Consider the following 5,345-nt stretch of genomic DNA (forward strand, 5'->3'; position numbering starts at 1 on the left):
CAATTTCACCATTAATTCGCTCTAACATTCCCGGAAGCTCAATATCGACTAATCGATGACTCAAAACATCTCTTGCTTGCTTTTGTGCCATCGCACCGACAATCACCGTTGATGCAAGAACTGCGAAGGTAATTCCAAGTACAACTTTTTGTTTAATACTCAGAGAGTTAGTTTTCAACATATTTGGACCTTTAAAAAGAATCGCTCGTTATTTATACATCCTGAACAGGATTTTTTTTGGTGCACTTAAACCAGTAGTGCACTCTCTCCACCATATATCGGCTAACCCCCATCAAACTAGAGAGGTATTTCGCAAAAATTTGTAAGCATGGTGAAACAAAGCAACCATTCTTCTATAGAGAAAACCATCAGCAAGACTAATGCAGTGAGACGTAACCATTCATTTTAATTATCTGGACAATGAGATTCCCCGAAGCTCACTGAACGACAGGCCTCTGAAGCTTTGATATATAAAAAGCGATTGATATGGTACAAACCATGGCTTAGTGGTTTTTTCTCGTTAACCGCTTGTAAATAATTCCAATTTTGAAAAAATAAATTCCACAAACGTACTGGAACTTTTTCCTAGTAATCAGTGACCAATACTCAAAATAAAAATCAAATGGATACCCAGAGAGTCCAAAATGCACAAAACAAATTTCGAAGTCCTTCAAAACTATTTAGAGTCTCAAATCATTGGTCAAAAAGAGCTTGTTAAGCAGCTGATGATAGCCCTTTTGGCCGATGGTCATATCCTCGTTGAAGGGCCTCCCGGGCTAGCAAAAACTCGCGCAGTAAAATCATTGGCTGACTGTGTCGAGGGAGACTTCCACCGCATTCAATTCACGCCAGATTTGTTACCTGCTGATTTAACGGGTACCGATATATTTCGTCCAGAAACGGGAGAATTCACCTTCCAATCGGGCCCGATTTTCAACTCGCTTATTCTGGCGGATGAGATCAACCGTGCTCCGGCGAAAGTGCAAGCCGCAATGCTAGAAGCGATGGCTGAGAAGCAGGTGACGGCGGGACGAAAAACCTATGCCTTACCCGATTTGTTTTTGGTAATGGCAACGCAAAACCCAATTGAGCAAGAAGGCACTTACCCGCTACCAGAAGCTCAATTAGACCGTTTCTTGCTGCATTTAGAAGTGGCTTATCCAGACATGGAAAGTGAGCTGGAGATTTTGCGCCTAAACAGAGGCGAAGCTCAAGGCAACGAATCTGTTCAGCCACAAGAGATATCTCAGCAAACGATCTTTGAAGCCCGCCAAGAAGTACTCAACATTCATATGGCAGACACCATTGAGCAGTACATCATCAGACTGGTAATGGCGACGCGCCAACCTAAGCAATACAGCGACCAGCTTGATCAATGGTTAGACATGGGTGTTAGCCCGCGTGCAACCATCGCGTTAGACCGTTGTGCCCGCGCTCACGCTTGGCTTGCTGGCCGCGACTATGTTACTCCACAAGATGTTCAAGCGATGGCATTCCCTGTACTGCGTCACCGCCTGCTTCGTAGCTACCACGCACAAGCCGAAGGGGTCACTGCAAACCAAGTGATCGCACACCTTCTCTCGTTGGTTGGTAGCGCATAGGGATACGCGCATGAAGAATCAATTACCCAACCATAGTGACGGTGTCACGTTAAGCCTGGACGAACTGCTGCAATACAAAGCGCAGTCTGTTCGCTGGTTGCCTCCAGCCAAGAGCCTGTGGTCGCAACTTAACGGCCAGCACGAAAGCAATCGTAAAGGTCGCGGGATGAATTTCTCTGAGGTTCGTCAATATCAGGCGGGCGACGATATCCGCAGCATTGATTGGCGCGTCACGGCGAGAACAGGCAAGGCGCACACCAAACTGTTTTCTGAAGAAAGAGAACAGCCTGTGATTTTGTTCTTAGATCTGTCGAGCAGTATGATTTTCGGCTCAACCTTGTTGCTTAAATCGGTTCAACTCGCACACTTTGCCAGCCAACTTTGCTGGTTAACCGTCGCTCAAAAAGACCGTATTGGTGCAGTGATCGATACTGGCCAAGAGATCATTGAGATTAAACCCAGTGCTAGCAACCACGCTCCGCTGCGTATTTTACAAAAAGTCATAGAAATCAATAACGCAGCGCTGACTAACCCAAACAATCACAGCAACACAACCTTAGAGCATGGGCTGAAGTCTCTTCATCAGCTTTGCCCGAAAGGCAGCGATATCATTATGCTCAGTGATTTTGTTCGTTATAGCGAAAGTAATTACTCACTTATCAATCAAATACGTCGACATAATCGGGTTCGCTTGGTGCATTTTTACGATCCATTAGAGCAAGGTGTCACTGCTTTCAAAGGTTCAAAACAGATCACCGACGGCAATAAAACGCAATGGTTTAACTTTTCATCAAGCAAGGAAAAGGAAAAGCTCAGTCACGCATTTGATCAGAAGCAACAACAGCTTATGCAAATGAGCCTTTCTTTGGCGATCCCATACAGTTCATTGTCTTGTGCGCAATCGTTAATGAGCCAAGTATCAGGAGTTCAGTCATGAATCAACCTCTCGACTTGAGCCCTATTATTACGCCAAGCGCACCGTCATGGTGGCCTTTGGCATGGGGTTGGTGGTTAATCATTATCACGGCCATTGTTCTGATCGCCTTAGTATTTTTCATTGTAAACAAAAGACAAAAGAACCAATACGCGAAGAACGAAGCACTTGCTTGCTTTCGTGATAGTCAGCCTTCAAATACCTTGTCTCCGAGTGCAGCTCAAGACATCGTTCGTCAGGCAGCACTAAGCTATTTCCCACGCGAAAAAGTGGCAGGCTTATCTGGTGATGATTGGTTGACGTTCTTAGATGCGCAATTGGCAAAACCTTTGTTCGCCGCAAAACAATCGCAATGGCAACAAGCGCTCTACCAAGATGCAACCTTAATGACCGACGAACAGAAAAAGGCTCAACAGCAATTGGTTAACGACTGCGAAATCTGGCTTCGTAAAGCCCTTCCTCCAAAGCGAGGTCGTTATGAATGATTTTCTAAATATGGGTTTACTCGATGTGGAGTTTGTTTGGTGGTGGATGTTTATCCTAGTACCACTGCCGCTCCTTATTTACCTATTCTCACCAAAATCAGAATCAAGCAGCGCTCTAAGGCTTCCGTTTTTGCCCGAGGACAGCAATACCAAAACACCGAGCAGTCGCTTACCCAAGGCGTTATCGGTCATCATCTGGCTTTTATTGGTAACGGCCATGGCACGCCCTGTTTGGTACGGTGAACCGGTTGAGTTTCAGCCGAAACACCGTGATTTGATGTTGGTTGTCGACCTCTCCTACTCAATGAGCCAAGAAGACATGCAGTTTAATGGCGAATACATTGACCGCTTATCTGCGGTGAAACATGTATTGAGTGACTTTATTGAGCGACGAAAAGGCGACCGAGTTGGATTGGTGCTATTTGCTGATCACGCCTACTTGCAGACGCCACTGACGTTAGATAGAGACACGCTTTCACAACAGCTCAATCAAGCAGTGCTAAAGCTGATTGGTACTCAAACTGCGATCGGTGATGGTATCGGCCTTGCCACCAAAACCTTTGTCGACAGCGACGCTCCTCAGCGTGTAATGATTCTACTCAGTGACGGCAGTAATACCGCGGGCGTATTAGATCCACTTGAAGCGGCGGATATTGCAAAGAAATACAACGCCACAATTTACACCGTGGGTGTCGGTGCGGGTGAAATGATGGTCAAAGAGTTCTTCATGACTCGTAAGGTCAATACTGCTCAAGACTTGGATGAACGTACTCTAATGGAAATCGCCAAACGTACTGGCGGTCAGTACTTCCGAGCGCGAGACAGCAAAGAGCTGGCAACGATTTACGACACCATCAACCAGTTAGAGCCCGTGACGAATGCCACTAAGATCTGGCGACCACAACAAGAGTGGTTTGTCTGGCCTCTGTCTGCGGCCATGTTCTTTGCATTTATGCTGTTAGCCATTAGGAGAAACAATGTCTAACTTTACTTTTATCTACCCATATTGGTTCTTGGCTCTTGCCGTGCTGCCCGCAATTTGGTGGCTTAGCAAGAGACAATCCAAGCAAGGGTTATTAGCGTCACACATCGCCCGTTATTTGGCTCCTGAATCGAACAAACCCTCGAAAAACCGCAGCACTTATTTCGGTGTTTGGTGGTTGGTCGGTGTCATCGCATTGGCCGGTCCAAGCTTTGAAAAAAATGAACAACCAAGCTTTGAAAAAACACAGGCGCGAGTTGTGATCATGGATATGTCGATGTCTATGTATGCCACTGATATTAAGCCGAACCGTTTAACACAGGCGCGATACAAGGCTTTGGATCTACTATCACTCTGGAAAGAAGGCCTAACGGGAATGGTGGCATACGCCGGAGATGCTTACACCATCAGTCCGCTAACGTCTGACATCAACACCATCAAGAACCTCGTACCCAACCTATCACCAGATATCATGCCCTTCCAAGGCGGCAATGCAGCATCGGCAGTTAAGCTTGCGATTGAGATGATGACTCATGCTCATATCTACCAAGGCGATCTAGTACTGATTGCTGATGATATTGATGGTCAAGAGAAGAAAGATATCGACTCGCTACTCTCTGGTAGTAATTGGACGTTATCAGTCTTGGCTGTAGGTACGGAAAGCGGCGCGCCGATCTCGTTACCTACCGGTTCGATGTTACAGACCGACTCAGGACAAACCGTGGTTGCGAAAACCAACGTAGACAATATGCGCGACCTGACTCGTCGCTCTGGCGGCACATTCACTGAATTGCAATTGGATAACTCAGACGTTGAACACATCGCAAGTTACCTCGACCGAGTTGCGACAACATCAGAAGTGACTAAAACCAATAACTCACTCAACACCAGAGTGAACAACGGTTTCTGGTTATTGCCGTTTCTGTTACTTCCTGCACTTGGGCTATTTCGAAAAGGGGTCATTTGGTGTGGTCTAGCTGTATTTGTCTCGTTCAGCCAACCGAATACTGCGTTTGCAAATCCTTGGAAAACCGATGACCAAGTGGGTTATCAGTTGTATCAAGATGAGGACTTTCAACAAGCCGCAGAACAGTTCGAACAACAAGAATGGAAAGGCATCGCGCAATACAAAGCCGGTGATTTCGAAGCGGCCGAACAGACGCTACAAGGTCTTTCTGGCGAAGATGCTCGCTACAACCTCGCCAATGCACAAGCAAAGCAAGGTAAGTACGACCAAGCGATAAAAGAGTATCAACGTATTCTCGAAAGTAACCCAGAACATGCTTACGCGAAGAAGAATCTAGAGATTGTCGAACAGGCTCGGAAGCAACAGCAACAGCAAC

At 46.2% G+C, this 5,345-nt stretch carries 6 protein-coding genes; 5 read left to right on the top strand and 1 reads right to left on the bottom strand.

What is annotated here, in order from left to right; translation table 11 throughout:
- On the bottom strand, window positions 1–181 hold a 181-nt coding region (locus AB4653_RS15075), incomplete at its 3' end, for a hypothetical protein (protein WP_372104625.1).
- Window positions 182–644: 463 nt separating this feature from the next.
- Between AB4653_RS15075 and AB4653_RS15080 the strand changes: the two genes are divergently transcribed.
- From AB4653_RS15080 to AB4653_RS15100, 5 genes are all read left to right on the top strand, one after another.
- Entirely contained in the window at window positions 645–1,601 is a 957-nt protein-coding gene (locus AB4653_RS15080; protein ID WP_009845812.1) for a MoxR family ATPase, read from the top strand.
- Between the two features lie 10 nt (window positions 1,602–1,611).
- Window positions 1,612–2,538 (top strand): DUF58 domain-containing protein, encoded by a 927-nt coding sequence (locus AB4653_RS15085; RefSeq protein ID WP_009845813.1) that lies wholly within the window; start codon window positions 1,612–1,614, stop codon window positions 2,536–2,538.
- The gene (locus AB4653_RS15090) at window positions 2,535–3,020 is read left to right on the top strand and encodes a DUF4381 domain-containing protein (protein ID WP_009845814.1); all 486 of its coding nucleotides are present in this window, start codon (window positions 2,535–2,537) and stop codon (window positions 3,018–3,020) included. Before AB4653_RS15085 ends, AB4653_RS15090 begins: the two co-directional genes overlap by 4 nt.
- Window positions 3,013–4,005, top strand: a complete 993-nt coding sequence (locus tag AB4653_RS15095; RefSeq protein ID WP_009845815.1) for a VWA domain-containing protein — start codon at window positions 3,013–3,015, stop codon at window positions 4,003–4,005. Before AB4653_RS15090 ends, AB4653_RS15095 begins: the two co-directional genes overlap by 8 nt.
- Window positions 3,998–5,345, top strand: a 1,348-nt coding sequence (locus AB4653_RS15100; RefSeq protein ID WP_372090901.1) for a VWA domain-containing protein, incomplete at its 3' end; no start/stop codon positions are given. The genes AB4653_RS15095 and AB4653_RS15100, both read left to right, overlap by 8 nt.

The sequence above is a fragment of the Vibrio sp. 10N.222.48.A3 genome, assembly GCF_041475345.1.
Lineage (GTDB): Bacteria > Pseudomonadota > Gammaproteobacteria > Enterobacterales > Vibrionaceae > Vibrio > Vibrio tasmaniensis_A.